At 59.1% G+C, this 24604-nt stretch carries 26 protein-coding genes and 1 tRNA gene; 14 read left to right on the top strand and 13 right to left on the bottom strand.

Annotation, left to right across the window (positions count from 1 at the left end):
* Positions 1-182 precede the first annotated feature (182 nt).
* From argS to scpB, 5 genes are all read left to right on the top strand, one after another.
* Positions 183-1928 (top strand): arginine--tRNA ligase, encoded by a 1746-nt coding sequence (gene argS, locus ACR0BK_RS03105; RefSeq protein ID WP_480517374.1) that lies wholly within the window; start codon positions 183-185, stop codon positions 1926-1928.
* 88 nt (positions 1929-2016) lie between these two features.
* Positions 2017-3081, top strand: a complete 1065-nt coding sequence (locus ACR0BK_RS03100; RefSeq protein WP_480553735.1) for an SPOR domain-containing protein — start codon at positions 2017-2019, stop codon at positions 3079-3081.
* The gene (gene nagZ, locus ACR0BK_RS03095; protein WP_480553734.1) at positions 3078-4085 is read left to right on the top strand and encodes a beta-N-acetylhexosaminidase; all 1008 of its coding nucleotides are present in this window, start codon (positions 3078-3080) and stop codon (positions 4083-4085) included. The genes ACR0BK_RS03100 and nagZ overlap by 4 nt, the downstream gene beginning before the upstream one ends.
* Positions 4075-4869 (top strand): segregation and condensation protein A, encoded by a 795-nt coding sequence (locus ACR0BK_RS03090; protein ID WP_480517368.1) that lies wholly within the window; start codon positions 4075-4077, stop codon positions 4867-4869. Before nagZ ends, ACR0BK_RS03090 begins: the two co-directional genes overlap by 11 nt.
* Positions 4862-5509, top strand: a complete 648-nt coding sequence (gene scpB, locus ACR0BK_RS03085; RefSeq protein ID WP_267363960.1) for an SMC-Scp complex subunit ScpB — start codon at positions 4862-4864, stop codon at positions 5507-5509. The genes ACR0BK_RS03090 and scpB overlap by 8 nt, the downstream gene beginning before the upstream one ends.
* 93 nt (positions 5510-5602) lie before the next feature.
* On the opposite strand, the gene ACR0BK_RS03080 is transcribed toward scpB, so the two are convergent.
* The 8 genes from ACR0BK_RS03080 to ACR0BK_RS03045 form a co-directional block, all read right to left on the bottom strand.
* Positions 5603-6682, bottom strand: a complete 1080-nt coding sequence (locus tag ACR0BK_RS03080) for a 2'-deoxycytidine 5'-triphosphate deaminase (RefSeq protein WP_480553890.1) — start codon at positions 6680-6682, stop codon at positions 5603-5605.
* 61 nt (positions 6683-6743) lie between these two features.
* Positions 6744-6820 (bottom strand) — tRNA-Pro (locus tag ACR0BK_RS03075).
* A gap of 61 nt (positions 6821-6881) precedes the next feature.
* The gene (locus ACR0BK_RS03070; RefSeq protein ID WP_480553733.1) at positions 6882-7487 is read right to left on the bottom strand and encodes a MerR family transcriptional regulator; all 606 of its coding nucleotides are present in this window, start codon (positions 7485-7487) and stop codon (positions 6882-6884) included.
* A gap of 18 nt (positions 7488-7505) precedes the next feature.
* The gene (gene ihfA, locus ACR0BK_RS03065; RefSeq protein WP_209503673.1) at positions 7506-7808 is read right to left on the bottom strand and encodes an integration host factor subunit alpha; all 303 of its coding nucleotides are present in this window, start codon (positions 7806-7808) and stop codon (positions 7506-7508) included.
* A gap of 96 nt (positions 7809-7904) precedes the next feature.
* On the bottom strand, positions 7905-8876 hold the full coding sequence (locus ACR0BK_RS03060; RefSeq protein WP_480553732.1) for a beta-ketoacyl-ACP synthase III: 972 nt from the start codon (positions 8874-8876) through the stop codon (positions 7905-7907).
* A gap of 22 nt (positions 8877-8898) precedes the next feature.
* Complete coding sequence (gene plsX, locus ACR0BK_RS03055) at positions 8899-9987, bottom strand: phosphate acyltransferase PlsX (RefSeq protein ID WP_480473243.1); 1089 nt, start codon at positions 9985-9987, stop codon at positions 8899-8901.
* A gap of 24 nt (positions 9988-10011) precedes the next feature.
* Positions 10012-10218 carry a 50S ribosomal protein L32 gene (gene rpmF, locus ACR0BK_RS03050; protein WP_008756996.1) on the bottom strand — a complete coding sequence of 69 codons (207 nt, stop codon included), beginning with the start codon at positions 10216-10218 and terminating at the stop codon, positions 10012-10014.
* 205 nt (positions 10219-10423) lie between these two features.
* On the bottom strand, positions 10424-10960 hold the full coding sequence (locus tag ACR0BK_RS03045; RefSeq protein ID WP_480517364.1) for a YceD family protein: 537 nt from the start codon (positions 10958-10960) through the stop codon (positions 10424-10426).
* 85 nt (positions 10961-11045) lie between these two features.
* Here ACR0BK_RS03045 and ACR0BK_RS03040 point away from each other — a divergent pair, with 85 nt between their 5' ends.
* From ACR0BK_RS03040 to ACR0BK_RS03030, 3 genes are all read left to right on the top strand, one after another.
* On the top strand, positions 11046-11519 hold the full coding sequence (locus ACR0BK_RS03040) for an outer membrane protein assembly factor BamE (RefSeq protein ID WP_480553731.1): 474 nt from the start codon (positions 11046-11048) through the stop codon (positions 11517-11519).
* A gap of 100 nt (positions 11520-11619) precedes the next feature.
* Positions 11620-12360: a GNAT family N-acetyltransferase gene (locus tag ACR0BK_RS03035; protein WP_480473237.1), complete on the top strand. Its 741-nt coding sequence runs from the start codon at positions 11620-11622 to the stop codon at positions 12358-12360.
* A 68-nt stretch (positions 12361-12428) separates the two neighbouring features.
* Entirely contained in the window at positions 12429-14237 is a 1809-nt protein-coding gene (locus ACR0BK_RS03030; RefSeq protein WP_480553730.1) for an ABC-F family ATP-binding cassette domain-containing protein, read from the top strand.
* On the opposite strand, the gene ACR0BK_RS03025 is transcribed toward ACR0BK_RS03030, so the two are convergent.
* Together ACR0BK_RS03025 and ACR0BK_RS03020 are read right to left on the bottom strand one after the other, a co-directional pair.
* Positions 14234-14782: a sugar O-acetyltransferase gene (locus ACR0BK_RS03025; RefSeq protein WP_480553729.1), complete on the bottom strand. Its 549-nt coding sequence runs from the start codon at positions 14780-14782 to the stop codon at positions 14234-14236. The genes ACR0BK_RS03030 and ACR0BK_RS03025 overlap by 4 nt on opposite strands.
* A 9-nt stretch (positions 14783-14791) precedes the next feature.
* Positions 14792-15547 (bottom strand): 3-hydroxyacyl-CoA dehydrogenase, encoded by a 756-nt coding sequence (locus ACR0BK_RS03020; protein ID WP_480553728.1) that lies wholly within the window; start codon positions 15545-15547, stop codon positions 14792-14794.
* A gap of 220 nt (positions 15548-15767) precedes the next feature.
* Between ACR0BK_RS03020 and ACR0BK_RS03015 the strand changes: the two genes are divergently transcribed.
* Positions 15768-16487 (top strand): hypothetical protein, encoded by a 720-nt coding sequence (locus ACR0BK_RS03015; protein ID WP_480553727.1) that lies wholly within the window; start codon positions 15768-15770, stop codon positions 16485-16487.
* 78 nt (positions 16488-16565) lie between these two features.
* Here the strand turns inward: ACR0BK_RS03015 and tyrS are convergent, their stop codons facing one another.
* Positions 16566-17819, bottom strand: coding sequence for a tyrosine--tRNA ligase (gene tyrS / locus ACR0BK_RS03010; RefSeq protein ID WP_480473227.1), 1254 nt, complete (start codon positions 17817-17819; stop codon positions 16566-16568).
* Positions 17820-18124: 305 nt separating this feature from the next.
* On the opposite strand from tyrS, the gene ACR0BK_RS03005 reads away from it, so the two are divergent.
* On the top strand, positions 18125-19219 hold the full coding sequence (locus ACR0BK_RS03005; RefSeq protein WP_480553889.1) for an anhydro-N-acetylmuramic acid kinase: 1095 nt from the start codon (positions 18125-18127) through the stop codon (positions 19217-19219).
* 27 nt (positions 19220-19246) lie between these two features.
* On the opposite strand, the gene ACR0BK_RS03000 is transcribed toward ACR0BK_RS03005, so the two are convergent.
* Together ACR0BK_RS03000 and ACR0BK_RS02995 are read right to left on the bottom strand one after the other, a co-directional pair.
* The gene (locus ACR0BK_RS03000) at positions 19247-20023 is read right to left on the bottom strand and encodes an extensin-like domain-containing protein (protein ID WP_480517349.1); all 777 of its coding nucleotides are present in this window, start codon (positions 20021-20023) and stop codon (positions 19247-19249) included.
* Between the two features lie 90 nt (positions 20024-20113).
* A complete protein-coding gene (locus tag ACR0BK_RS02995; RefSeq protein WP_480485391.1) occupies positions 20114-20533 on the bottom strand; it encodes a cupin domain-containing protein in 420 nt (139 codons plus the stop codon).
* An 85-nt stretch (positions 20534-20618) separates the two neighbouring features.
* Here ACR0BK_RS02995 and ACR0BK_RS02990 point away from each other — a divergent pair, with 85 nt between their 5' ends.
* The 4 genes from ACR0BK_RS02990 to ACR0BK_RS02975 all read left to right on the top strand — a co-directional run bounded on the left by ACR0BK_RS02990 (position 20619) and on the right by ACR0BK_RS02975 (position 24549).
* On the top strand, positions 20619-22037 hold the full coding sequence (locus ACR0BK_RS02990) for a protein adenylyltransferase SelO (RefSeq protein ID WP_480553726.1): 1419 nt from the start codon (positions 20619-20621) through the stop codon (positions 22035-22037).
* 296 nt (positions 22038-22333) lie between these two features.
* On the top strand, positions 22334-23038 hold the full coding sequence (locus ACR0BK_RS02985) for an endonuclease/exonuclease/phosphatase family protein (protein WP_480486458.1): 705 nt from the start codon (positions 22334-22336) through the stop codon (positions 23036-23038).
* Between the two features lie 83 nt (positions 23039-23121).
* Positions 23122-23535, top strand: a complete 414-nt coding sequence (locus ACR0BK_RS02980; RefSeq protein ID WP_480473221.1) for a Fur family transcriptional regulator — start codon at positions 23122-23124, stop codon at positions 23533-23535.
* Between the two features lie 135 nt (positions 23536-23670).
* A complete protein-coding gene (locus ACR0BK_RS02975) occupies positions 23671-24549 on the top strand; it encodes a DMT family transporter (protein WP_480473219.1) in 879 nt (292 codons plus the stop codon).
* Positions 24550-24604 lie beyond the last annotated feature (55 nt).

Genomic DNA, 24604 nt, shown 5'->3' with positions numbered 1-24604 from the left:
AGGCGGGAAGCGATGATCAGAAGCCGTACGACAGACAGCGCCCAGGGTATTTGAAATCTCTGACAGTGGATATCCGGGCGAGATTGGCAGACATTGGGCGCAAACCAAGTCCAAACATTAGGCGTCCATTGACCTTGCCGTGATGCGTGGTAAACCGCCGGGCAAGCAAAAGGACATCCGAAATGAACCTGTTTTCCGAGATCCGCGGCCTTGTACTGGACGCGCTGGCGCAGATGCAGTCCGAAGGCGCGTTGCCCGAGGGGCTGAGTTTTGACAACGTGGCGGTCGAACCGCCGCGCGATGCAGCGCATGGCGACATGGCGACAAACGCGGCGATGGTGCTGGCAAAACCGGCCAGGATGAAACCGCGTGACATTGCCGAGGTATTGGCGGGGAAGCTGGCGGCAGATGACCGGATCACCAGCGCCGATGTGGCAGGTCCGGGCTTTCTCAATTTGCGGCTGGCACCGTCGGTCTGGCAAGGCGTGCTGGCGGCTGTGCTGGAGAAGGGCACCGATTATGGCCGCTCGACTATGGGCCATGGGCAAAAGGTCAACGTTGAATATGTTTCGGCCAACCCAACCGGTCCGCTGCACGTGGGTCATACACGGGGCGCGGTTTTCGGTGACGCTCTGGCAAGCCTGCTGGCCTATTCCGGCCATGACGTGACCCGTGAGTATTACATCAACGACGGCGGCGCGCAGGTGGATGTGCTGGCGCGCTCGGCTTACGAACGCTATCGCGAGGCCAATGGTCTGAGCCCGGAGATTGCCGAAGGTCTTTATCCCGGCGACTACCTGATCCCAATTGGGGAAGCGTTGAAAGAGAAATACGGCGACAGCCTGATCGACAAGCCGGAAAGTGACTGGCTGGAAGAGGTACGTGAGTTCTCGACCGACGCGATGATGGATCTGATCCGTGCTGACTTAAAAGCGCTGGGCGTTGAGATGGATGTGTTCTTCTCGGAAAAATCGCTCTATGGCACCGGTCGGATCGAGGCCGCATTGCAATCGCTGACTGACAAGGGTCTGATTTACGAAGGCGTGCTCGAGCCGCCGAAGGGCAAAAAGCCCGAAGATTGGGAGCCACGCGAACAGACGCTGTTCAAATCGACCGAACATGGCGATGATGTGGATCGCCCTGTCAAGAAATCAGATGGCAGCTGGACCTATTTTGCCCCGGATATTGCCTATCACTATGACAAGGTGTCCCGTGGTTTTGACGCGCTGATCGACGTGTTTGGCGCGGACCATGGCGGGTATGTCAAGCGGATGAAGGCGGCTGTTTCGGCACTGTCCGACGGTGAGGTGCCGCTAGATATCAAGCTGACGCAGCTGGTGAAGCTGTGGAAGAATGGCGAGCCGTTCAAGATGTCCAAGCGTGCAGGGAACTTTGTCACTCTGCGCGATGTGGTCGATCAGGTGGGCCCGGACGTGACGCGGTTTGTTATGCTGACCCGCAAGAACGACGCGCCGTTGGATTTCGATTTTGACAAGGTTCTGGAACAAAGTCGCGAGAACCCTGTATTCTACGTTCAATACGCACATGCCCGTGTCATGAGCGTGCTGCGCCGCGCGGCCGAGGCTGGAATTGCGGTTGATGATGCGACCCTTGCAGGCGCCGACCTGAGCAAAAACGATCATGCCTCGGAACTGGTTGTTGCCAAGAAGCTGGCAGAATGGCCGCGGCTGGTCGAGATTGCGGCGCGGACCAATGAACCGCACCGGGTCGCATTTTACCTTTATGAACTTGCAGGCGACTTTCATGCGTTGTGGAACAAGGGTAATGACGAGACGCAATTGCGTTTCATCCAGGATGGCGATGTTGCCACAAGCCAGTCAAAAATCGCTTTGGCCCGGGCCGTTTCTGTTGTGATTTCAGCGGGCTTGGGTATTCTTGGCGTTACTCCGGCGCAGGAGATGCGGTAACAAATATCGCCCGAACCGCCGGTACGAGGTAGGCAAGAAATGACCCGCGGGCCTTATTTTCAGGCGTGAAACGGGCAGTGAGGCGGACATGGCGAGTTACGATTACTCGGGGCATCAAAGCCCCGGGCAGATTAATTACCCGAATCAAGCGCATTCTGAAGATGTGTATGATTTTCCCGAAGACACGCAGGAAGATGACGCGCCGCGAGGCTCGTTTGGTCTGGGCAGGGCAGTCAATTTCCTGGGGGCCGTTGCATCCTTGGCGCTGGTCGCCGGTGTCGGGGTCTGGGGCTATCAACTGATCATGCGCGATGTCAGTGGCGTGCCGGTTGTCCGCGCCGCCGAAGGGCCGATGCGTGTGCAACCGGAAAATCCGGGTGGAACACCCGCCGATCATCAGGGCTTTGCCGTGAATGCCGTCGCCGCCGAAGGCAGTGCCGCGGCACCGGCTGACCGGTTGATCCTTGCGCCGCGCCCGGTGTCCCTTACGGAAGAAGACCTGCCCGCCGGAGAACTGAAGCCGACCCCTGCGCTGCATGTGGTCGAAGAACCGATCACCACGCAGGAAGCCGCGCGCCTGCGCCAGAACGCAGTAGATGCGCTGGTCGCGGAATTGGCGGGTGCGGCAGCAGAAACGCAGCAAGAATTCGAAGATGGTGTGCAACTGGCATCGCTGACCACCCCCGACGAAGAACCCGCCATTGACCCGGCAGATTTTGCTGCGGCTTTGCCAGACCCAAGTTTCGCAGAGTTGCCGGGTGTGCGCCGATCGTTGCGCCCTGTGACGCGTCCGGCACGGTCGACCCGCAGTCAGGTCGCACCCAGCGAGAATTCCGAAGACGCCATTAATGCAGCGGTGAAAGCTGCGGTTGGGGTGGATGTTGATCCGGATACACTGGCCAAGGGGACCCGACTGGCGCAGCTTGGGGCTTATGACAGCACGCAAGTGGCACAGGCCGAGTGGGACCGTTTGAATGGTCAGTTTGGTGAGTATATGTCGGGAAAACAGCGCGTTATTCAGAAAACCTCAAGCGGTGGGCGGGCCTTCTACCGCCTGCGTGTTCTGGGGTTTGAAGATCTGAGCGACTCGCGCCAATTCTGCGCCGCTCTGGTCGCGCAAGGCGCTGACTGTATCCCGGTGGCCGTGAGGTGAAGTTCGGAGCAGCGATCACAGATGCTGAAGGACTGCGCCTGACGCAGGAGGAAAGAGATCTGTTTCGCCAGATGAACCCGTTTGGGTTCATTCTGTTCGCCCGCAATATTGAAAGCGCCGATCAGGTGCGCGCCTTGTGTGATGATTTCCGAGAGGCTGTTGGGCGCAACTGCCCCATTACCATTGATCAGGAAGGTGGGCGCGTACAGCGTTTGCGCGCACCCTTGGCCCGCGAATGGCTGCCCCCGCTGGATCATGTGACCAGGGCGGGTGACCAAGCGGAACGCGCCATGTACCTCAGGTACCGCCTGATTGCGGATGAGCTGTTTGGTCTGGGCATCGACAGCAATTGTGCCCCTATGGTCGATGTGGCGCGTCCCGAGACCCACGCGTTTCTGAAAAACCGCTGTTATGCCTTTGATCCTGAGCAGATTTCCAGGATCGGCAGGGCCGTGGCGCAGGGCCTATTGGACGGGGGCGTTCTTCCGGTTCTAAAGCACATTCCCGGCCATGGCCGTGCCACTCTGGACAGTCACCATGACCTGCCGCACGTTGATTTGCCGCTGGAAGAGTTGGAATACAGCGATTTCGCGCCGTTCCGTGCCTTGAACGACCTGCCGATGGGGATGACCGCGCATCTGGTCTTTGATCAGATAGATCCCCGGCCGGCCACCATTTCCGCGGCCATGATGGGTCTGATCCGAGACAATATCGGCTTTGGCGGCCTGATCATGACCGACGATATCTCGATGAAGGCGCTCAGCGGGGCGTTGACGGACCTCTCCCGCCAATCTTTGCAGGCGGGCTGCGATGTAGTCCTGCATTGCAATGGCAGTTTTTCTGAACGTTCCGCTGTAATGGAAACTGCCGGAGAAATGTCGGATGTGGCACAAGCCCGCGCAGAACGGGCGCTGGCGATGCGCAAACGCCCGCGGGAACTTGACATCCAAGCCGCCGAAGCGGAACTATCTGCCCTAATGGGCGGGCAGGTATATGAACGATAATCTTTTTAGCGAAGACCCTGTCTCGGTCGCGGATCGTCTTGCGGCCGAAGCGCTGATTGTTGATGTCGACGGGTTCGAAGGCCCGTTGGACGTTCTGCTGACCCTATCACGCACGCAAAAAGTGGACCTGCGCAAGATCTCGGTTCTTGCGCTGGCGCAGCAATATCTGGCCTTTGTTGAAAAGGCGCGTGCGCTGCGCATTGAACTGGCCGCCGATTATCTGGTCATGGCGGCGTGGCTCGCCTTTCTCAAGTCCCGTCTGTTGCTTCCGCCAGATCCGGATGACGATGGGCCATCGGGTGAAGAACTGGCCGCGCATCTGGCGTTTCAACTTGAACGCCTGCAGGCAATGCGCGACGTCGCTGCGCGGCTGATGGCCCGCGACCAACTGGGTCGTGATTTTTTCAAGCGCGGGCAGGGCGAGGACGTAACCCGCATCCGCACCGTAACCTATTCCGCCACGCTGCTGGATCTGATGCAGGGATATGCCCGTATTCGCACCCGTGACGAGTTCCGCCCCTTTGTGATGGACCGCGACTCGGTGTTCACGATGGAGCAGGCACTGGAGCGGATGCGCCCGCTGATCGGTTTTGCGGGGACGTGGACCGATATGGAAACCTATCTGCCCGATGGTTGGGATACTGACCCGGTGCGCCGCAGGTCGGCGACGGCTGCGACCTTTGCGGCCTCGCTGGAACTGGTGAAAGAAGGACATATGGAGATCAAGCAGAGCGAGACATTCGCGCCGATCCATTTGCGCAAGAGGACCCAGACACGTGACTGACGCCCCAGAAGAAACCGGCACCCTGTTCGAGGCGCCACCATTGGCGGAACAGGAGCGTATGGTCGAGGCCGTTTTGTTTGCCAGCGCCGATCCGGTGACGATTGCCGACCTTGAGGCGCGGATGCCGCATGGAAGCGACGCCGCACAAGCCGTTGAGTTGCTTCAGAGACGTTACGAAGGGCGCGGCGTGCGCGTGGTGCGTGTTGGAGAGGCATGGGCGATCCGTACGGCCCCTGATCTGGGCTTTCTGATGCAAAAGGAAACGGTTGAAACTCGTAAACTCAGCCGGGCCGCGATCGAGACATTGGCCATCGTTGCCTATCACCAACCCTGCACCCGCGCCGAGATTGAGGAAATTCGCGGCGTGTCAGTCTCTCGCGGGACGATTGATCAATTGCTAGAGATGGAGTGGATCAGGCTGGGCCGTCGTCGCATGACACCGGGTCGTCCGGTGACATTTGTGGTGACGTCCGAATTTCTGGATCATTTTGGTCTGGAGAACGCCCGCGACCTGCCGGGTCTCAAGGAATTGAGGGCTGCGGGTCTGTTGGAAAACCGGCCTCCACCGGGGGCTATCCCTCTGGGCGAGGGGCGCGAGGACGAAGTGGACGAGGACCAGTCGGAATTGTTTGAGGAATAATAACCCGGACAGGTCACTACGGGTCAGGCGCGGAACCTGCGACAGGCAACGTGGGTTATCCGGCACGTGCACCGTTGCAAGAAATTCTGAGGATTAGCCGGCCGCTTTGAAGTGCTTGGACAGCTTCAGGCCTTGGCCCTGATAGTTCGATGCAATCCCGGCACCATATAGCTGCGTGGGCATTTCAGCCATTTTCTCATAGACAAGGCGCCCGACCACCTGTCCGTGCTCCAGCACGAAAGGCGCTTCGTGGCATCGCACCTCAAGCACGCCTCGCGACCCGGCCCCCCCGGCGGCTGCATGGCCAAAGCCGGGATCGAAGAATCCGGCATAATGCACCCGGAATTCACCAACCATGGCCAGATAAGGTGCCATTTCGGCGGCATACATCGGCGGGATGTGTACCGCCTCGCGGCTGACAAGGATATAGAATGCGCCGGGGTCAAGTATGATGCGGCCGTCCTTGGTGCGCACTTCCTCCCAATAGTCCTGGGGGTCGTATTCGCCAATTCGGTCCAGATCGATTACCCCGGTATGGGGCTTGGCGCGATAACCGACCAGATCGGTATCGGGCAGTTGCAGATCGACCGAAAAGCCAAGACCGTCCTGAATCACAGCAGGGCCGTCTACCAACGGCGATTCGGCGTGCAGGGCGGTCAGTTCGGCGTCAGACAAGACAGCCTGACCCTGACGGAAACGAATCTGGTTCAGACGCATACCGGGCCGGACCAGAACCGAAAACGAACGTGGACAGATCTCGGCATACAGCGGGCCCTTATAGCCCGCAGGAACGCGATCGAATTCTGTGCCACCATCGGTGATGGTACGGGTCAGAAGGTCAAGCCGCCCGGTCGAGCTTTTGGCATTGGCGACGGCGGTTACGCCACTGGGTAGGGCAAGTGATTCCATCAGGGGCACCAGATAGACGCAGCCCTTTTCCAGAACAGCGCCGTCCGAGATGTCGATGCGGTGCATTTCGAACTCGGCCAACCGATCCGTAACGGTCCGTCCTTCGCCCGCGAGGAACGAGGCGCGCACCCGGTAGGCCACTGTTCCCAAACGCAAATCAAGGCTGGCTGGCTGAATTTGCGCTGGCAGGACATCGGGGTTGGCGGCAATCTCTCCGCGCGCGATCATTGCTTCGATTTGCTGGTTCGCGCAAACACCTGTCATCTCGATCCCCTCATGTGCCAGAGCGGGATCTGGCCTTTGTGCCATAAACGTCGGTGTGATTTGGTCGGGCTAGCAGGACTCGAACCTGCGACCTTCCGTCCCCCAGACGGACGCGCTACCAGGCTGCGCCATAGCCCGACGTTGGGCCGTTCATAAAGATTTTCCCGGCAGGGGCAAGAGGAAAACACTGCCTTTTTTCCTAACCCGTCGCCTGTGTTTCAACACGATCCAGCCAGCGGCGCAGGTCTTTTGCAATTGGTGCAATCCGGCGCAGTAGTTCGTCGTCAAACTCGGCGCGCTTCCACGCCAGCGACGCGATCCCACCCATCAGGGGCGCAGTGTTCAGGTCTGGCTCTGGCTCTTGTTCTGACACAGACGCGGGAAGTGCGTCAGCCTGCACGCCTTCCTTCACCGACTGCTCGGCCGGTTCGTCCAGATCCATAAGGATTTGTTCGGTGGCGGCAGCGGGTTTCGGTTCGAACGGCACCACTTTGCCCTGAACGGGTTCAATCAGGGCAGGGCCCGGTTCGTTTAGAGGCGGAGACAGTGCTGCGACATGTGCGACGCCTTGCTCGCGCAGGATGCGCTGCACACCTTTGATTGTGATCCCGTCCTCGTGAAGCAGTTTCTTGATGCCGCCCAGAAGACGCATGTCATTGGGGCGGTAATACCGACGCCCGCCCGCGCGTTTGACCGGTTTGACCTGAGTGAAGCGGCTTTCCCAGAAACGCAAAACATGGGCCTGAACACCAAGCCAATCCGCTACTTCACTGATCGTGCGAAACGCGTCGCGGGATTTGCTCATATCCGCGTGACCCTGGGGTTACTTGCGATTCCCGACGGCGACGCGATCTTTCATAAGATGCGACGGGCGAAAGGTCAGTACGCGGCGGGGCTGTATCGGAACCTCTTCGCCGGTTTTGGGGTTGCGTCCGACTCGCGCGGTCTTGTCGCGAACACTGAACGTACCGAAGGACGAGATTTTCACCTGCTCGCCACGCACCAGAGCGTCGGACATGTGGTTCAGAACGCTTTCGACCAGCTGCGCACTTTCGTTGCGCGAAAGCCCAACTTCGCGAAAGACGGCCTCGCTCAGATCCATTCGAGTCAGTGTATTGTCGCCCATGTCATTTCCCCTGTTGCTGTCAAAGCATATGGGTATGGCAAATTCGCTGTCAATATCAATGAATTGCAAGCAGCTGTGTAAGCTGGATTGCGCCGGTTACCAGCGCAGAACCACCGCGCCCCAGGCCAGACCGCCGCCAATTGCTTCGGTCACGATCAAGTCGCCGGGTTTGATCTGCCCGCGTTGTTTACCAACCGACAGTGCCAATGGGATGGATGCAGCCGAGGTGTTGCCGTGATCCTGAACGGTCACAACCACGTTTTCCATCGGCAGGCCCATCTTTTTGGCCGTGCCCTGAATGATGCGAATATTGGCCTGATGAGGAACAATCCAGTCGACGTCAGCACTGCTCAGCCCCGCGCGGCTCAGGGCTGTTTCAGCCGTTTTGGTAAGCTTTTCAACGGCATGTCGGAAAACCTGATTGCCCTGCATGCGCAGATGCCCGGTGGATTGGGTCGAAACACCCCCATCGACATAAAGCAGGTCCTTGTAGCGCCCGTCCGAGTTCAGATCGGTTGCGAGTATGCCGCGATCCGCAGCGGTGCCTTCGCCATCCTGCGCTTCGAGTACCAAAGCGCCGGCACCATCCCCGAACAGAACACAGGTCGAGCGGTCGGTCCAGTCCATAATCCGGGAAAAGGTTTCGGCACCAATGACCAGCACGCGTTTGGCCTGACCGGACAAGATCAACGCATTTGCGTTGCTGAGAGCGAAAACGAATCCCGCGCAGACGGCCTGTACGTCGAAAGCAAACCCCTTGGTCATACCCAGCCGGGCCTGAACCATGGTCGCGGCAGAAGGAAAGGTCAGGTCCGCGGTCGAGGTCGCCACGACGATCGCGTCAATATCATCCGATGTCAGGCCCGCATCGGCCAGGGCAGCCTCGGCAGCTTTGGTGGCCAGGTCCGACGTCGTTTCGTCATCGCCAGCAAAATGGCGGCGTTCGATCCCCGACCGGGTTCTGATCCACTCATCCGTTGTGTCCAGCGTTTTCTCAAACTCGGAATTTGGAACAATACGTTCCGGCAAATAATGCCCGACACCTACTACAACTGAACGGCCTGCCATTTTTGGGGTACTGCCTTTTTTGTTATTTATCGGTCTGCGGCGCAGCTTGCGCGGCATCTTGTGCAAGCTGGGCCGTGGATGCAACCCGCGCAGCTAATTTTTCGGCAAAGCCGGACCGTGCCAGAGTAAAGGCCAGTTTGATCGCTGCCGACACTCCGGTCGCATCTGCCCCGCCATGGGATTTAATAACAGTCCCGTTCAGACCCAGAAACACGCCACCATTCACACGCCGCGGATCAATGCGCTTTTTCAGGCGCTGTAGTGACGTAATGGCCAGGACCGAAGCCAATCGCGACAACGGAGAGTATTTGAACGCCTCACGCAGAAGATCTCCGATCAGCCTGGCTGTGCCTTCGCCCGTTTTGATCGCAACATTGCCCGTAAACCCATCTGTAACAATGACATCTGCCTTGTCGCCGGGAATGTCGCTGCCTTCGACAAAGCCAACAAACTCGAAATTCGCCTGTTCGGCGTATTCCGAAATCATGGCATGCGCTTCTTTCAGTTCGGCCCGGCCCTTATGCTCTTCGGTGCCAACGTTCAGCAACCCGATCCGGGGGCGGTTCAGGGCCATGCCGTTGCGCGCATAAGAAGCGCCCATCAGGGCGAATTGCAGCAAATCCTTGGCGTCTGCGCGCACATCGGCACCCACGTCCAGCATTACATTGAACCCCTGCGGGTTGCGCGAAGGCCACAGGATCGCGATTGCGGGGCGGTTCACGCCCGGCAATTTGCGCAGACGCATCATCGAAAGGGCCATAAGGGCACCGGTGTTCCCGCAGGACACCGCGCCATGGGCTTCACCCTGACGAACCGCTTCCAGCGCGGACCACATCGAGGTCTGCTTGCCGTTGCGCACGACCTGGCTGGGCTTGTCTTCCATCGTGACAACGTCGGGGCAATCACGAAAAACGACGCGCCCTTCAAGGACACGTCGTTTGGCAACCAGCTTGCGCAATACCTGTTCGGGCCCGTGCAGCAGGAACCCGATATTCGGGTTCTTGCCAGCCGATTTTGCCAGACCTGCAACGACGACAGCGGGACCTGCGTCCCCTCCCATTGCGTCAACCGAGATGGTGATCCGTCCGGCGTGCGTGGGCTGATCGTTCATGCCTTGGCCTGCGCTCAATCAGGCTTAGGCTGCGTCTTCGTCCAGATCGATTTCGTCGGCCTGTGCGACGACTTCGCGATCGTCATAGTGGCCGCAAGAGGCACAAACGTGGTGCGGGCGTTTCAGCTCGCCGCAGTTCGGGCATTCGTTCGGGTTTGCAGCAACCAGAGCGTCGTGTGCGCGGCGGTTGTTGCGACGCGACTTGGAAACTTTGTTCTGTTGGACGGCCATGGTCTCAACCTTTGTCTGACTGGGGGCCGCAGATTCGCTGCCGACCCGGGTTTCGTAGTTCGTTTATCGTGGTTTGACGCGCGTTTAGGCGACGGGCCCCGCAATGTCCAACCCAAAATCCGATGAGCGCGCGAAAATACTGCGATTCTCGGCATGTTCAAGCGATTTTTGTGACCGCCTGCTATGACAGGAAATCTGGCACCTGTCACTCGTCTTTTTTTAGCACATCGCGCAGTCCTGCCAATCCTGCAAAGGGTTTGGCATCGTCATCCGTCATCGCCTGTTTGCCCGGTTCTGTGTAGGCAGCTTGGCCCAGTTCCGCGCCGTCTTTACGCGGATATTGTGGCAAAGCCAGAGACAGGGCCTCGACCATGACAAGGGCCGGATCAATTTCAGGCCCCAAAGGTTCAGATTCGTCATCTTCCTGGATTTCGAACTCTGGATCATCTGGGTCTGCCCAATCCGCAAGAAAAGTCCGGTGCACTGGTATGTCGATCCTTGTCGTCACCGGTTCCAGCGTCACTACGCAAGGTTGGATGACAGTTGCACCGAGTTTCCCGTTTAGAACCCAGTCCCGTTTGCCCTGCGCCCTCAGTTCGCCCGAAAAGCTGAGTTTGCGCAGCCCCAGCAGCCCAAGGTCTTGCCTGATCTGCTCGAGCGCGGTGGTTGCGGGGCGCAGATCGAACGGTGTCGGGGCGTTCTGCGGCAGGTCAGACACCCGAAATGATGTCGTGTTGCTCATTCGTGAGCCTTTCTATGTGTTGAACCGTGGCAGCGGTTTATGTAATCGGATAGAAGCCGAAGAAGGCCAAGGCAAGAGGGTGCAGATGTTGAAGGTAGTGAACCGGTTGAAACCAACTGCGAAATCGCTTGTGTTTGTTGCCTGTCTGGCTGCGACCGGGGCTTGTACGGCTATCTTCAAGAATCACGGCTATGTGCCACCGGCCGAAGAACTGGCGGAAATCAAAGTAGGCGTAGACACGCGGGACAGTGTGCAAGAGGCTATCGGCGCGCCGGGTGCATCCGGCGTGGTTCGGGATTCGGGCTATTACTATGTCCGCTCTCGCGTGCGTCACTACGGTCCGAAACGGCCCGAGGTGGTATCCCGCGAACTGGTTGCCATCAGTTTTGATCAGCGCGGTGTCGTCAGAAACATCGAACGCTTTGGTCTTAAAGACGGGAATGTGATTGCTCTGGAGCGCCGCGTTACCGATTCCAACGTTCAGGACAAAGGCTTCCTGCGTCAGCTGCTAGGCAATATCGGCAACTTCAACCCGGCGAACATTCCGGGCGCCAACTAATTTGCGCCTAAACCTTGCGGTGGTCACAGGGCAGTCACATGTCTTGTGCTAATGGTGTCGTACCGACGCCTGAGGGTCGGCAACCGTGGAGGGCGCGACCGTGGCAACGGCAGTTTTGTTAAGCAAGGGGCGCTATCGCGCCAGACTGGCGCAGTCGCCCGAGGATATCAGAACAGCTCAGGCATTGCGGACCTTGGCTTTTGGCACAGAGCAACCGGACTGCGACGAGTTTGATGCACGCTGTAGCCATATCCTGGTCGAGGATATGCGCTCGGCAGAACGGCTGGTCTGCTGCTTTCGGATGCTGACCATGGATAGTGGCGGCGAGATTGGGCGAAGTTATTCGGCGCAGTTCTATGACCTGACCTCGCTCGAAGGCTTCAAAGGTCGGATGGTCGAAATGGGACGATTCTGTATCCATCCTGATCACAGCGACCCCGACATCCTGCGTGTCGCCTGGGGTGCAATGACGGCCTACGTTGATCGGAACAACGTCGAGATGCTGTTTGGATGTTCCTCTTTTGCCGGTACCGAAACAGAGCAGTATCTGGATGCGTTTGCGATGCTAAAACATCGCCATCTGGGCCCGAAACGTTGGTTGCCGCGCGTGAAGGCTCCGGATGTGTTTCGTTTTGCCGCGCGTTTGCGGCGCAGACCGGATTCTAAAAAGGCAATGCTGCGGATGCCGCCTTTGTTGCGGACCTATCTGATGATGGGCGGTTGGGTCAGCGATCATGCGGTGGTGGATCGCGACATGAACACGCTGCACGTTTTCACAGGGGTGGAAATCGGTGCGATCCCCCCGGCGCGCAAACGTCTGTTGCGGGCGGTGGCCGGGTAGATTGAGTATTTTTGAAAAGGTGAAGACGGGGCGTTGACGCAATGTGTCAGCCGGTTTAGCTGGCGGACATGGCGAGAATTCCTTTGTTGCAGATGTCCGGCATTTCCCTGACTTTCGGGGGTGACCCGGTGTTTTCCGAACTGGATCTGGTGGTTCAACCCGGTGATCGTGTTGCGCTGGTGGGGCGAAACGGGTCCGGAAAGTCCACGTTGATGAAAGTGATGGCCGGTCTGGTCGAGGCGGATCGGGGCGAGATTGTCGTGCCGCCCGGGAAATCCGTTGGCTATATGGAGCAAGATCCGACGATGGAAGGCTTTGCCACGTTGGGAGATTACGCATCCTGCGGGTTGGAGCCGGGAGAACTTTACAAAGTTGAACGGGCCGGTGAAGGGTTGAAGTTCGATCCTTCACGGGCGGTTGAGACCGCTTCGGGCGGAGAGCGGCGGCGGGCTGCGCTGGCCAAGCTGATGGCAGAAGCTCCGGATCTGATGTTGCTGGACGAGCCGACCAACCATCTGGATATCGAAGCCATCGCGTGGCTGGAACGCGAACTTGGCGCGACCCGAGCGGCCTTTGTGCTGATCTCGCATGACCGGGCCTTTCTAAGGGCGCTGACCCGGGCAACACTTTGGATCGACCGGGGGGCTGTTCGGCGACAGGAGCAGGGCTTTGAAGCCTTTGAGGCCTGGCGGGACAAGGTCTGGGAGGAAGAAGACCAGCAACGCCACAAGCTGAACCGCCTGATTAAGTCCGAAGCGAAATGGGCGGTTGAGGGCATTAGCGCCCGACGCAAACGTAACCAAGGCCGGGTGCGGGCCTTGCAGGCGTTGCGGGCCGAAAAGGCGGCGCAGATCAAACGTCAGGGTTCGGCTGCAATGGCACTGGAGGCCGGGCCAAAATCAGGCCGTAAAGTGATTGAGGCCAGGGCGCTGGCCAAAGCGTTTGATACCACTCAGATCGTTCGGAACTTTGATCTGCTGGTACAACGCGGTGACCGGGTGGCCTTTGTCGGGCCGAACGGTGTTGGAAAAACAACGTTGCTGAAGATGCTGCTGGGGCAGGTGGAGCCGGACGCGGGCTCGGTATCTCAGGGGACGAACCTTGAAATCGCGGTATTCGATCAGAACCGCGCCCAACTAGACCCTGAGATGAGCCTGTGGGACAGTCTGACCGGCGATCCGGCTATGCGGGTGTCGGGCAAGGCCGATCAGGTGATGGTGGGCGGGCAGCCCAAACATGTTGTAGGGTATCTCAAGGAATTTCTATTTGACGAACGGCAGGCCCGAGCAGCCGTCAAGTCCCTGTCCGGTGGGGAAAAAGCCCGATTGCTTCTGGCCAAGCTGATGGCGAAACCCTCGAACCTATTGGTGCTGGACGAACCGACCAACGATCTGGATGTCGAGACGCTGGACCTGCTGCAAGAGCTTTTGGACGATTACGACGGCACCGTTCTGCTGGTTAGCCATGACCGGGATTTTCTGGACCGCGTGGCGACAACCACCATCGCGATGGAGGGTAACGGACAGGCGACAGTTTATGCTGGCGGTTGGTCGGATTACATCGCACAGCGCGGTGATGTGATCGAAAAAAGTGTAGAAAAAGCAAAGCTTTCAAAGCCAAAGGTCAAGCAGGAAGAAAAGCCGAAATCCGGCTTGTCCTTCTCGGAGAAGCACCGGCTGGAGAAACTGCCTGCCGAGATCGCGCGCCTAGAGGCCGAGATTGCCAAGCTGGAAGAGTTGATGTCCGATCCCGAGCTGTTCACGCGTGAGCCGGTGAAGTTCCAAAAAGCGACCGAGGCGTTGGTTGAGCGGCAGGAGAAACTCTCGGCCGCTGAAGAGGAATGGCTGACGCTCGAAGAGAAAGCTGAAAGCGTTTAGAGGGCCAGACGTCTTGCTGGATTACCTGCCACGGTTTCTCTGGCGGGGACATCTTTGGTGACGACGCTGCCTGCGCCGATTGTGGCGTAGTCGCCTATGGTTATGCCGGGCAACAGGATCGCTCCGCCGCCAATCCAAACCTGCCTGCCGATGTTGACGGGCAGGCCGACTTCCAGCCCTTGTGCCCGATCAGCAGGGTCCTTGGCATGATGCGCGCAGTAAATCTGAACATTGGGGCCGAACATCGTGTCGTCGCCAACCCGAACGGGGGCCGTGTCCAGAACAACGCATCCGGCATTGAAGAAAACCCGACTGCCCAGATGGATGTTCATTCCATAGGCGCAATGAAAAGGGGCTTCGAGAAAACAGTCCTCGCCGACATGGCCCAGCAGCGCGTGCAGTTCCGGGGCCATCGCGCCGCGTGTATCGGGCGGACAGGTGTTGTGAGCGTGAACAGCCCGTCGTGCTTGCGCGCGCAGATCGTCCAACTCAGGATCGAGACAGCAATACCACTGCCCGGACTGCATTTTCTGGCGCTCCGACATGGAGCTGTCTTACCGCATCCGCAGAGCGCCGTCGATGCGGATGACCTCGCCGTTCAGGTAGCCCATTTCAACGATGAAACCGGCCAGTCGCCCGTATTCCTTGGGGTCACCCAGGCGGGCCGGGTTCGGGACATCTGCGGCAAGTTGTTGTTGCACGTCTTCAGGAAGGCCCGCCAGCATCGGGGTCATAAAGATTCCCGGCGCAATGGTCATGACGCGAATCCCGGTTGAGGCCAGGTCGCGGGCCATCGGCAGGGTCATGCCAACCACGCCGCCTTTAGATGCTGCATATGCCGCCTGTCCCTTTTGGCCGTCGAATGCAGCAATAGATGCAGTGTTGATGATCACACCGCGCGCCCCGTCTGGTTCGGGTTCGTTCTTTGCCATCTCGGCCGCAGCCAGCCTTGAGACGTTAAATGTGCCGACAAGATTGATGTCGATCGTGCGCTGGAACGCGTCCAGCGGGTGTGGGCCATCCTTGCCGACCGTTTTGATTCCATAAGCGATACCGGCGCAGTTCACAGTCGCGGTAATCTTGCCCATCCTGTCAATACCGTGGCGCACGGCAGCTGCGACCGAGGATTCGTCTGTTACATCCGTCAGCGCAAAATACCCGCCGATTTCGGAGGCGACTTGAGCGCCACGGTCCGCGTCACGGTCTAGAATAGTAACTTGTGCGCCCTGCGCGGCAAAGTGACGGGCGGTGGCTTCGCCCAGACCGGATGCGCCGCCGGTGACAAGAGCGGCTGTGGTGGACAGGTGCATCGGAACTCCTCCCTAGGATATGAACAATTGTTCAATAACTGCTTTGCAGGGGCTGTGTCCATATCTTTGAGCCCGAACGCCCAAAGGGGCGGCGCGGAATAGCCGCTGCCGGGTCAATACGCATCTTTAAGGCATCTTAATCCGCGCTTCACGAAAACGCGCCTGTTCGTGAACGAAGTAATCACAGCCATTGCGTGTTTTTTCGTCAGGAGGTTCCGATATGGTAAATAGTAAGAAACTAACACTGGGCGCTGTTCTGGCCGCGCCTGTCTTTGGGGTTGTGGTTGCCGGCAATGCTTTTGCAGCGCCGGAAACCTGTAATTGGCAAACGGCTCGAAGTCTTGCGAATGCAGGCGACTATGCCGGGCTTTGCGAATGTGTTCAGGTGACCCCAAGCTTTCTGGACAGACTTCAGAAGAGACCGGATTTCGAGACAACGTTGAGCATTACCGGGGCGCAATGTCCGGGTCTGGCCGCTTTGCTGACAGACTTGCCAACGGCGAGCCTGTCCGGTCTGGCCGAGAATCGAGGTGAAAGCCGCGGTTCAGAACCCGGCGGGGCAGGGTTTGCGAATGCAGCTGGTCCTGACGGCCCCGGTGGTGGAGGAGAACCTGACAACGGCGGCGAAGAACCCGGCGGTGGCGGTGGAGAACCCGGCGGCGGTGGCGGAGAACCCGGTGCTGGCGGTGGAGAGCCCGGCGGTGGCGATGGAGAACCCGGCGGTGGCGGTGGGGAACCCGGCGATGGCGGTGGAGAACCCGGTGCTGGCGGTGGAGAGCCCGGCGGTGGCAAAGGCAATGCCGGCGGCGGCAAAGGTGGCGATAGGGGTAACAATGGCAGCGGCAACGGCGGCGAGGGCAGCAGTCCGGGTCGCGGAAACAACGCCAATGACGACGAGGGCGAAAGCGACCGGCCCGGTCGCGGAAAGGGACGTCAGTAGTCTCGTCCACCCCAATATAGATACGGCCACCCAATCGGGTGGCCGTTTTCTGTTTTGCTTTCCAAGGTGAAAGGGGCGTCAGCCCAGTTGCACCAATGCGTGGCGTTTCTTGCCTGCACTCAGCTTGATCGGAGACGTCAATGCGCCCGCGTCGATCATCAAGCCCGCATCCGTCAGCGGAGCGTCGTCCAGTTTGGCCCCGTTTTCGGCAATCAGGCGCTTGGCCTCTTTGCCGGATTTGGCCAGGCCTGATTTGACAATGATCTGGACGATGGACATGCCGTCGCCCAGCTCGTCCGCGCTGAGGGTCAGGGTGGGCAGATCGTCTCCAACCCCACCTTTTTCGAACACTTCACGGGCCGTGGCTTCGGCCGTTGCTGCAGCTTGCGCCCCGTGGAGAAGGGCTGTCACCTCATTGGCGAGGCGGATTTTGGCCTCATTGATCTCGGACCCGGCAAGCGCGCCAAGACGGTCACATTCATCCACGGGCAATTCGGTATAGAGCTTCAGGAACCGCCCGACATCCGCATCGGTGGTGTTGCGCCAGAACTGCCAGAATTCATAGGGCGAGCGCATCTCGGCGTTCAGCCAGACCGCGCCATCCTGCGATTTGCCCATCTTCTTGCCGTCGCTGGTGGTCAGCAGGGGTGAGGTCAGGCCGTAGATTTCGTGATCCAGCACCCGGCGAGTCAGGTCGATACCGTTGACGATGTTGCCCCACTGGTCGCTACCGCCCATTTGCAGAACACAGCCATAGCGGCGGTTCAGCTCCAGAAAGTCATAGGCTTGCAGGATCATGTAGTTGAACTCGAGAAACGACAGCGATTGCTCGCGATCCAGCCGGGATTTCACCGATTCAAAGCTGAGCATCCGATTGACCGAGAAATGCCGCCCGATGTCGCGCAGGAAATCGAGGTAGTTCAGATCATCCAGCCATTCGGCATTGTTCAACATCAGCGCCTTGTTTTCGGCATCAGTGTCGTAATCGATATAGGCCGCGAACACTTTCTTGATGCCCGCGATGTTTTCGTCGATCTGTTCGGGACCCAGCAGGGGGCGTTCATCTGCGCGGAACGAGGGATCGCCCACCTTGGTGGTGCCGCCGCCCATAAGGGTGATCGGCTGGTGGCCGGTCTTCTGGAACCAGCGCAGCATCATGATCTGAATCAGACTGCCCACATGCAACGACTTGGCCGTTGCATCAAAGCCGATATAAGCTGGCTTGCACCCACTGATCAGCGCGTCGTCAAGGCCCTGATAATCGGTGCAGTCGGCGAGGAAGCCGCGCTCGATCATCGTGGCGATGAAATCCGATTTGGGGTGGTAGGTCATATCGTGCCCTCGGGGTTTGTGTTGCGGGGCACTGTATAGGCGGCGCTGCGGATGAGGAAAAGCCACCTTTTCACTCTAAAACCGCGTGCCGTGATATGCGCGCGCAACTTGATGGCCGGGGTGTTGATCATGAAACGCGACGTCGGAAAAAAACCGACGCCCCCAATCAGAAGGCTTGCCAAGGCGGCATAACAAAAGCACCTTGACCAAGCTGCAACCCAGAGGTGAAGTCCAGAACCCCGGGCACGGCGGAAACATTGCCAGATCAGGAGGCAGGCGTGGGCCAAACCATCAAGAAACACGGAATGGTTCGGGCATTGGGCGCAATGTCCGGTACGTCGCTGGACGGGGTGGACGCTGCGGTGGTGGAAACCGACGGGCATTCCATCGCTGGATTCGGGAAAAGCGGCTATCGCGCCTATACCGATGCCGAACGCGAAATTCTGCGGGCGGCTTTGGGGCAATGGCACGGTCCACAGGTCGACGCGGCGGCTGAGATGGTGACCTTTGCCCATGCCGAAGCGCTGTCCGAGTTCGAAGATATAGACCTGATTGGCTTTCACGGCCAGACTTTGGCGCATGAACCGCGCGGGCGCGGGACATTGCAGGTGGGCGATGGTCTTGGGTTGGCGCAGGCGCTGGGGCGCCCGGTGGTCTGGGACTTCCGAAGCGATGACGTGGCTATGGGGGGCGAGGGCGCTCCGTTGGCGCCGTTTTTTCACTTTGCCTGCGCCAAGTGGTTTGGCGCGGACCGCCCCTTGTGCTTTTTGAACCTGGGTGGTGTTGGCAACCTGACCTATGTGGACCCAAGCTTTGATGGTCCCGAGGCACCGGGGGCGCTGCTTGCCTTTGATACGGGGCCGGCGAACGCGCCGGTCGATGACCTCATGCAAGCCCGGTTGGGGCAGCCGATGGACCGGGATGGTGCGGTTGCGCGCAATGGCACCGTCGAAATGGGCGCGCTGGAGCTGTTTCTGGCTGAGCCTTTCTTCGCACGTATGCCGCCCAAGTCGCTAGACCGGAACGATTTCTCTGAGATGATCGACCTAGTGAAAGAACTGGGTGACGCTGACGCGGTGGCAACCCTGACCGGGATGTGCGCAGCGGGTGTGGTGCAGGGGATGGAACATTGTCCGCAGCCGCCGTCTTGCGTGCTGGTTACAGGCGGTGGACGGCGCAATCCGGTGTTGATGGAGATGCTGCGCGTATCTCTCGACTGCCCGGTCGAACCGGTCGAGGCGGTGGGGCTGGACGGCGACATGCTCGAGGCGCAGGCCTTTGCCTATCTGGCTGTGCGCGTGGCGCGGGGATTGCCAACCTCGTGCCCCGGAACAACCGGGGTGAAAGCGCTGGTGGGTGGCGGTATGGTCAGTTCAGTGAACGTTCAACCGGTGGGTTGAGGCTGCATACAGGTATCGGCTATCGCGTTATCGACACACAGGCTTGCCACTACGACGGGCTGTGTCGAAGTGAAAATGCCCTTTGTGATAGCGATCAGCGTCAGGACCAAGAACAGTTCCGAACAGGCCACAGGCTCCGCTGTGCAACTCTTGCAACACGACGCTTTGATCGGTGTCGCTCCACCCGTCCTGAACGGTGATCTGCGTTCCGTCCTGCAACACGAAGGTCGAGATATCGATGGCCCGACCCCGCGCATGTTCGGAAATGCGCGCATAGGGCTGGTTGTTCTGCGTCTTGCAGGCATAGTGGCCAACAACCCGCATACCCTTTAGCCCACCCCCGAGATCGGCAAAGGCGGGTTTGGCGACGTTTTCGATCCATGTTTTCAGCGTGACGGCTGTCTGACAGTCCATCAGCGAGAACTGGCTGAGCGCAATGTCCGAAATTCTGTAAATCCGGACCGGGTTGGCGATGCCGCAACCCAGCGCTTTTCCAGCCAAAGACGTGCGGGTTTCGCCCAAGATGGTCCAGTCACCACAGACCGCCCCGCGGTCACGCATACGCTGACGACCCACTTCAAACTGGCGAAACTTGCAAGGGCGCAGCGCTGGGCGTTTCGAGGTCAGCACCGCAGGTTCGACAGTCCCGGTAGGTTCGATATGTTCGGTCGTGACTTCCTCCTGCAGATCGGGCAGTGCCAGTTCGGATGAAAGGCGGGATTCTGCACAGGCGGGCTCAGCGTTTGCAAGACAGGTACTTGCGAACAGAAGCAGAAGGACCAGAAAGATGCGTTTCACAATCACCCGATGCTCCGATACCTGCGGTTGCGTTTACAGAATGATAAATGCGTAACTTTCTGTAAACTCACCTTTTCAGAGCATCCCCAGATCAACCTATCCCCGAGGGATATCAAACCCAGGTTCTGCCAGTTGGAACCCATCGAATTGAAATCCGGGAGACACTGTACAACTGACCAGCGTGTAATCACCGGTGCTGCGCGCGGCCTGCCAATGGCCGGTGGGAACAATCAGTTGCGGTGCGCCCCGAGACAAATCGGGTGACAGCACATGGTCAACCGCCGGGCCCTTGTCTGTTGCGCTCAAGGACAGGATCAGTGGCGCGCCCGCGTGGTAGAGCCAGATCTCGGTCGCGTCGACCCGGTGCCAGTGGCTGCTTTCCCCCGCTTGCAGCAGGAAGTAGATGCAGGTGCCGGTCGGGCGGCCCTTGTTCTCGGCGCGCCAGGTTTCCGCGTACCAGCCGCCCTCGGGGTGAGGTTGCAGGTTCAGGCGGTCGATGATCTCTTGTGCGGTCATGTGGCCCCCGTGTGTTTGGCGCAATTATGCACGGCAAGGTGTGATCCGCTATGGTATTCGTGCGCACGGGGAATATGTATGCCGCATGACACTGACCATTCCATTCGATAACTCATATGCCCGCCTGCCGGACGCGTTTTTTGCGCGACAGAATCCGGTGCCTGTACGCGCGCCCAAGTTGATCGCGTTCAATGATGATCTGGCACGGCTGTTGCAGGTCCATCCGGGCGACGTGCAAGAGATGGCGGAAGCCTTTGCAGGTAATCGCATCCCCGATGGTGCGGACCCCATCGCGCAGCTTTATTCCGGGCATCAGTTTGGCCAGTTCAACCCGCAGCTTGGGGACGGGCGCGCGGTGCTGTTGGGCGAAACTGTCGGAACGGATGGTGTGCGGCGGGATGTTCAGCTGAAAGGTTCGGGTCCGACGCCGTTTTCACGTAGGGGCGACGGCAGGGCGTGGCTGGGTCCGGTTCTGCGCGAATACGTGGTGTCCGAGGCGATGCACGCGCTGGGCATCCCCACAACACGCGCGCTGGCGGCGGTAGAGACCGGTGAAACCGTGTTCCGGGAGGGTCCGATGCCCGGTGGGGTGCTAACCCGGGTTGCAACCAGCCATTTGCGGGTGGGTACCTTTCAGGTCTTTGCTGCGCGGGGGCAGTTGAACAATCTGCGGTGCCTGACAGACTACGCCAACGCGCGCCACTATCCCGCAGCCCAAGGGCCAATGGGCCTGTTGCGGGCCGTTCGGGATGCGCAGGCCCGCCTGATCGCGCAGTGGATGGGCGTGGGCTTTATCCATGGGGTCATGAACACCGACAATTGCTCGATCGCGGGTGAGACCATCGATTATGGCCCCTGTGCGTTCATGGACGTTTATCATCCCAATACGGTCTACAGCTCGATAGATCGGATGGGCCGTTATGCCTATTCCAACCAGCCAGATATTGCAGTGTGGAATCTGGCGCAGCTGGCAACCTCACTGATCCAGCAGATGGACAACAAGGACGCCGCTGTTGAGGAGGCGACCGAGATCGTGCATGCCATGCCGGATCTGCTGCAACAGAACTGGTTGACCCGGTTCCGGGCAAAGGTCGGACTGACGACCGCTGAAGAAGGCGATCAGGCGCTGATCACCGATCTGCTAAAACGCATGGCCGAGGGGCAGGCTGATTTCACCAACACCTTCGGTGCGCTGGGCAAAGATACCGCGCGCGATCAGTTTATCGACCCGCAGGCCTTTGACAGCTGGGCAGAGGGCTGGCGTGCTCGCTTGGCACGTGAGGCGTCACCGCATGACGTGATGACCGCAGCGAACCCGGTCTTTATTCCGCGCAATCACCGGGTCGAGCAGATGATCCAATCAGCGGTGGCGGGGGATTACCAGCCGTTCCATCGGCTGAACGCCGTCCTCGCGCGGCCCTACGACGATCAGGCAGATGCGGAGGATCTGAAACGGCCCCCGACCGATAACGAGGTCGTGCACGCCACGTTCTGTGGTACGTGACGGTCAAACATCTCTGGTAGTCGCTCGGTGCGGTATGGTTTCGCGGGGAGGGGCGAATTGTTTTGTCCGGTCTAAATCGGTGTTGGATGCGCTGAAACTGCGGCACTTCCGTTCTGCCGCTCCCGGATGAAATGAGGGGAAACCCATTTGTTTCCGGCCGCGTCACGTGCCGGGTTTTTAAGCGATATACCATTCCAAAGCGACTTCCCCGGTTGCCGTTGCTGCGAAGTGAAACTGAAGGGTTGCGTCCGGCGGCAGGCGTGTCACTTTGGGTCAAGCCCACTGGTCAGGTCTATATGCAGTCATCTTCCACCCTTCGCATTGCCAGCTATAACATTCAGAAATGCCTCGGGCTGGATTTCCGGCGCCAGCCGCAGCGCATTTTGCAGGTCATCGAACATATGCAGGCCGATATCGTTGTGTTGCAGGAGGCCGACAAACGTTTGCCGCCGCGCCCGGCGGCCCTGCCGCATTTCATGCTGGATGAAGCCGGGTGGCAGATCGTCGATCTGGGCGGTGCCGGCAGTCTGGGTTGGCATGGCAACGCGGTGATCTGGCGTGGCCAGCACCTTTCGGTCCGGCGGACCGGACATCACGAATTGCCCGGGCTTGAACCGCGCGGGGCGGTCCGTGTCGAATTTGATACCCATATCGGGCCGTTGCGGGTGATGGGAATGCATCTGGGGCTGTTGCCTGCATCGCGACGTCAGCAGATCTCGCATATCAGGCGGTTTGATAAAGAGCTGGAGCAGATGCCGACAGTCTGGGCGGGGGATTTCAACGAATGGTCCCGACAGCCGGTTCTGGATCACCTTGCGCCGGAAATGCGTTTCCTGCCCCCCAAGCCAAGTTTTCCCGCCGCGCAGCCGCTGGGCGCGCTGGATCGGATCGCGCTGGGCGCGGGCGTCAGGGCCACTGCGCATGGTGTCCATGACGCGCGCCCGGCACATATCGCATCGGATCATCTGCCGGTTTGGGCTGATTTGGCGCGCGTGGCTTAAGTTCACTGGAAAAGAAGAAATCCCTGTGGCGCAAATCGCACAGACATACTAAGACAGACACCCGAGCAATTCTGAGGGGCATCATGTCGGAAACGATTATTGGACGTTGTGAGGCCAAGGGTCTGCGCATGACCGGTCAAAGAAGGATCATCGCGCAGGTATTGGAACAAAGCGACGACCATCCGGATGTCGAAGAACTGTACGCGCGTGCTTCTGCCATCGACACAGGCATCTCGATTGCGACGGTGTATCGTACGGTCAAACTGTTCGAAGAGGCCGGAATTCTGGAACGTCTGGAGTTCGGCGATGGGCGGGCCCGTTACGAGGATGCCGAGCGTGATCACCACGATCACCTGATCGACATGCAGTCGGGGGAGGTTATCGAATTTGTCGACCCCGAGATCGAAGCCCTGCAGGAAAAGATCGCCGCCAAGCTTGGGTACAAGCTGAAAGGGCATCGGCTGGAACTGTATGGCGTGCCGCTCAAGCAGAAGTGATCCATCACAAATCACGAACGGCCCCAACACGTTAATTCATTGAATGTGTCGGGAATTGGCTTGCCAGATGCCGCTGGTTGCGGTTCATGTGCCCGCATACTGCACCCCAAGTACCCTTTTCCTACGGACGCGCGCATGAATAACGTAAACGGCATCCTTTTGCTGATCGGCTCGATGGCGGCCTTTTCTCTTGAGGATATGTTCATCAAGTTCCTGTCGGGCGCTGTGCCGACAGGTCAGATCATGGTGTGTCTGGGTGTGTTCTGCGGGCTTGTCTTTGCGGTGATGTCGGTGGTCACCCGCAAACGCATCTTCGATCCCGTGGCGTGGAAACTGCTGCCGATGGTACGTGCAGGGACAGAAGGATTCGGTGCCGTAACCTTTGTCACCGCGTTGTCGCTGATTGATCTGTCCACTGTCGCCGCCGTGTTTCAGGCCATGCCGCTTGCCGTGACCATGGGCGCGGCCCTGTTTCTGGGAGAGCAGGTCGGCTGGCGCCGCTGGAGCGCCATTGGTGTCGGCTTTATCGGTGTTCTGATGATCATTCGCCCCGGATTGGAAGGGTTTCAGCCAGACTCGCTGTTTGTCGTCCTGACCGTGTTTGCGATTGCGGCGCGTGATCTGATAACGCGCAAGCTGGATGCTCGGGTGGCCTCATCCGTTGTGGCGATGCAGGCGTATATCGCAGTGGCGCTGGCCGGGCTGCTGTTGATGGTCATTTCCGGAACACCCTTTGTGCCGGTGCAAAGCGGCCAGGCAGGGCCATATCTGGGCGCGATCGGTTTCGGCGTTTTGGGGTATTACGGCATCGTAACGGCCATGCGGGTTGGCGAGGCTTCGGCCATGATGCCATTCCGTTACACGCGTCTGGTGTTTTCGATCCTTGCCGGAATGTTGATGTTCGGTGAACGCCCTGACGCGCTGACAATGGCTGGGGCGAGCCTCATCATCGGATCTGGCCTGTATACCTTTATCCGCGAGCGACGTCTGGCGCGCAATCTGGTTCCGGCCTGATCCTGTTGGCGCAAACAGCAAACTGTTAGCCCTAAAGGTCGGTAAATATGCGTGT

This window comes from Ruegeria sp. AF1 (assembly GCF_056542125.1).
The sequence above is the reverse complement of the archived record's forward strand: the minus strand, read 5'-3'. Positions and strand labels throughout refer to the sequence as shown.